This window comes from Mesorhizobium sp. M7A.F.Ca.CA.002.05.1.1 (assembly GCF_003998335.1).
In the GTDB taxonomy this organism is placed as follows: Bacteria; Pseudomonadota; Alphaproteobacteria; order Rhizobiales; family Rhizobiaceae; genus Mesorhizobium.
Genome location: NZ_RZQI01000472.1, coordinates 1 through 4,584, shown reverse-complemented (window position 1 = coordinate 4,584; position 4,584 = coordinate 1). Strand labels below are relative to the sequence as shown.

Annotated in this window: 1 protein-coding gene; it reads left to right on the top strand. The window is 64.5% G+C overall.

What is annotated here, in order from left to right:
• The coding region (locus EN939_RS21785; protein ID WP_442919548.1) for a beta strand repeat-containing protein at window positions 1–4,584 on the top strand (4,584 nt) is incomplete at both ends.

Genomic DNA, 4,584 nt, shown 5'->3' with positions numbered 1-4,584 from the left:
CCGGTCGGCGGCGCGATCAGCTTCATCGGCTCGACGCTGTCTGCGACGGGCGGCGGTGGCGCCGTCGTCACCGGCCTTGCCGGAACCGCGACGCTGAACGTCACAGCTCCGCTGTCGATCACCGGCGCCACTGCCACCGGCCTGGCCGTCGCCAATGTCGCCAGCACCGCATCGGCGACCTTCGGGGCGGTGACCGTGTCGGGTGCCACGGGCAATGGCATCGACATCACCAACAATGCCGGCGCCGTCACCTTCGGCACCACCAGCGTGACGATGGGTTCGACCGTCGGTCCAGCCGGCATCAACTTCGCCCTGACCAATGCCGATGTCACATTTGGAACAACCAATGTGACGATGGGCTCCGGCGCCAACCAGACCGGCATCGACTTCAGCGGTTCATCGACCACGGCCGATTTCGGCGTGACAACGATCACCGGCACCGGCGACCTCACCTCGCGCGGCATCGACCTGTCATCGACGACGGGCAACAAGACCATCACCTTTCTGCAGGGCTCCAGCATTTCCAATGCTGGTGTCGGCGTCGAACTGTCGTCGGGCGGCACGACGGCGACGTCGGCCAACGCCAACTTCACCTTCGGCGACGGCGACGCGACTGTGCTGCAATCCTCGATCACAGCGGCCAGTGGCGGCTACACGGTCAACACGATCGGGCTCGATCCGACGCTCGGCAATTATGATTTCGATGATGTCGCCTTCACCGGCAGCGCCAATCTGGCCAGCGCGGTCGGCGGGGTCGTCATGATTTCCCAGGACGGTGGCGTGATCGCTGCCGGCACCAACGGGCTCAGCGCCGCGGTGACCACGGTCACGGCCGCTCAGGCCGATGCCATGACCGGCACACTGACCTTCGCCTTTGTCGGCACGGTCGATCTGAGCGCCACGCCGTTCACGCTCGATTCGGGCCAGTCGATCACCGGCTTCGGCAACGGCAGTTCGATCATCACCTCCGGCACCATCCAGCCGATCAATGTCCAGGGCAATCTCGGCGCCACCGGCGGCAACGTCACCGGCAATGAGGGCGTGGTCAAGAGCACGGGCGGCGATACGTTGCAGCTGCTCGGCAGCAACCAGGTGCGCGACACCGCGTTCGACTTCACCGGCGGCAGCGGTTCGGTCTTCACCATCGACCAGAATGCCGGCGGCTTCAGCAATGTCGGCGGCATCGTTATCCAGGGCGTCACGGTCAGCAATGTCGCCACCGGCCAGACGGCGTTCAAGGTCGCCGGCCTCGACACCAATTTGTCGATCACGGACAACAACGTCAACGTCGCCGGCACGCTGCTCGACGTCGATGGCGGCGCCGGCAACATCACGGTCACGCGCGGCACCTTGCCCAACAGCGGACCGGCGGGCACGCTGACCGGCGGCGGCATCTCGATCGCCAACCGCACCGGCGGCACGATCAACTTCACCGACAAGGTCACAGTCAACGGCAATGGTGCCTCGCTTACCAACAACGCTGGCTCTACGGTCACCTTCGCCGATCTGGACATCACCACATCGGGCGCGACGGCGTTCAGCGCCAGCGGCGGCGGCACGGTCAATGTCACGACCGGCACGATCAACGCCACCAACGCGCAGGCGGTGGCGCTCGACGGCATCACGGCCGGTATCAACTTCGCCTCGACAAGTGCGACTTTCGCTTCCGGCAGCGGCATCGACCTGCAGAACCTGGCCGGCACCGCAAGCTTCGGCACCGGTACGCTGACCAACACCGGTTCGGGCACGTCGTTCAATGTCGGCTCGGGGACCGCAGCCAGCGGCGGCAACGCGACGACTTCCTATGGCGGCACGATTGCCAGCAACGGAACGGGCGCTGCGGCGTCGATCCAGAGCATGACCGGTGGCTCGGTGACGCTGTCGGGTAATCTGACCGATACCAATGCGGCCGCCGGCGGCAACATCGTCGTTGCCGGTAACGACGCAGCCGCGATCACGTTCTCGGGCGCGACCAAGCAGATCAATTCGGGCGCGACGGACGGCGTGAGCTTGGGCATCATTGGCAATTACGGCTCAGGCGCCCCGGCACTCAATACCAACAGCACGATCGACTTCACCCATGGCGGCCTTGATATATCGACAATGGCCGGGGCGGGCTTCGTCGCAATTGGCGATTTAGGCCCGGCTGGCGCAACCTCCACCATTATTACCGTCACCGGCGCGGGCAACAAGATCAATGCCGGCAGCGACGGGCTTGCTGTGTATGGTGCCAATGTCGGCAGCGCCGGCATTACCTTCGACAGCATCTCGGCGGACTCCACGATCCCCCTTCCCGGCGACCCCGGCGGTGCCGGAGTGACGCTGTTGGGCGCCAATCTCGTCGGGGATGTCAACATCGGCGGCCTGAGGGATACTGGATACACCGGCGCCTGGCTGTACGCCCTGAGTGGCACCGGAGAGGTCAATTTCACCGGGACGATCGATCTCGACGTCCAATATGCCGGGTTCAATATCGGCGGTCCCGAGGTTGGTACCGTCAACATCGCCAATGTCGCCGGATCCACCCTGACCATCGATGGCGGCCAGTTCGGCATCATACAGAGCTCGCAGGGCGGGACCGTCAACGTCGGCATCAACGGCAGCGCCAGCATCACGAACACCACCCTCTCGGCTATCAGCCTCGGCGGCGGCAATGACCTGGCCTTCACCACGCTGACCTACAAAGGTTCGATCACGGTCGGTGTGGGCGCGGTGTTAAGCGCCACGGGCGATGCGACCCGTCTGAACATGAGCGGTTCCGTCGTTTCCACCACGTCATCGACGGCCTTCGACTTCTTTGGCCATGCCGAAGGCATATACGATATTTCGAGCACCATCGATCACAGCGGTGGCGAGGGTGTCGCCATCGGCGGCTCGGCCAACGGCACGGTCACCTTCTCCGGCACGTCGAAGATATTCAACACCGGCGCCAACGATGCCATCGTCAAGGCACCGTCGTACGTGATGGACCCGCAGACCAAGGGCACTCTCGCCTTCACCAATGGCGGCCTTGTCATCACCACCAGCAGCGGCGCCGGCTTCACCGCCAGCACCTTCGGTTCGGGAACAGTCAGCGTCACCGGCGCCGGCAACACCATCACGACCACGAACGGCGGCACGGCGCTGAAGCTTGGCGACGCGACGGCGGTCGTCGCCGGGGCGAAAGGCGCGACGGTCGGCGCCGGTGGTATCAAGTTCGATACGATTTCGGTCAATGGCGCGGCGACCGGCATATCGCTCAACAATGTCAGCGGCGGCGTAATCGATCTCGGCACGGTCAACCTGCTAGGCATCACCGGTGCCAATGCGCGCGGTGTCGACATTTCCGGCACGCTCGGCTCGACGTTGAATTTCGCCAGCCTGAACATCGGGCTTGGCGCGGCGAACACCATCGGTCTCGACCTCAACGGCGCGTCGCTCGGCGCGAGCAACATCACCGCTGGCGATTTCGACGTCGACGGCGGCGGTTTTGCCGGCACGATCGGCATCGACATGGCCGACACGACCGGCACCGGCACGATCCAGCTCGGCGACACGGTCAACAACAATCCGGCGGGACAGACCTCCAAGATCGAAAATGTAGGCTATGGGGTCCAGTTCTCCAGCGCCACCAACGCCCAGCTCGTGTTCGGCGACGGCGCCGGCCCGGCCGAATCGTCGATCAAGACCACAGGCGGCCAGGTCATCCACGCCACCGACACTTTGCCGACCAACGGCGACTACAATTTCAACGACGTCAATTTCGATGGCGACATTTCGAACCTGTCCTCCTACAAGGTCTACTATGTCACGGCCGATGCCACCGCCCTTGGCGACGGCAGTCTGCTCAATCCAGGCACCTACGCCAACGCCCAGACGTCTTCGGCCAATGTCATTGTGCTGATCGACAAGACCGTCGACGGCGGCCAGGCGACGATCGACCTCGGCGCGACGTCGTTCCAACTCGATGACGGACAGGTGCTGCTCGCCTTCAAGAGCAACGACGCGGCGATCGATGTCTCCCAGCTCGGGGTCGACACCAGCGCCGGCGCGTCGCCGGCGTTCCACTTCACCACGGTGCAGAATTCGCCGATCATCGCGGCGCCGGCGGGCATCGACACGCTGCGGCCGGTCCTGCAGAGCAATAACGCCACGCAGGTCATCAATCTGGCGACATCAGGCAGCGGCATCTTCACGGGCGGTATCCAGAACCTGATCGTCAGCAATCTCGGTTCCGGTGCGGGCGTTGCCGTCAACGCGAGCGGCGCCTCCAGTTTCTTCGTCAGGAACAACACCATCGCCGCCGGCGGCAACGCGCTCGATTTCTCCACCACGGGAGCTCCGGCCAATACGCTTCTGCTTTCGATCGACGGCAACACGCTCAGCTCGACCGCGTCCGGCCTTGCTGCGTCGTTCACCGGCCAGAACATCGATGCCGACCTGAATTCAATCGCGATCAGATCGTTTGCCGGCAATACGGCGACCGGGGGCGCCGGCAGTGGCGGCATCGCCTTCAACAATGTCCGCTTCGATTCCGACGGCGCCGGCGGCACCGTCAGCGCCGGCACGCTCGGCATCGGTAACCCAGGCGCTCGCGTCCAGGGC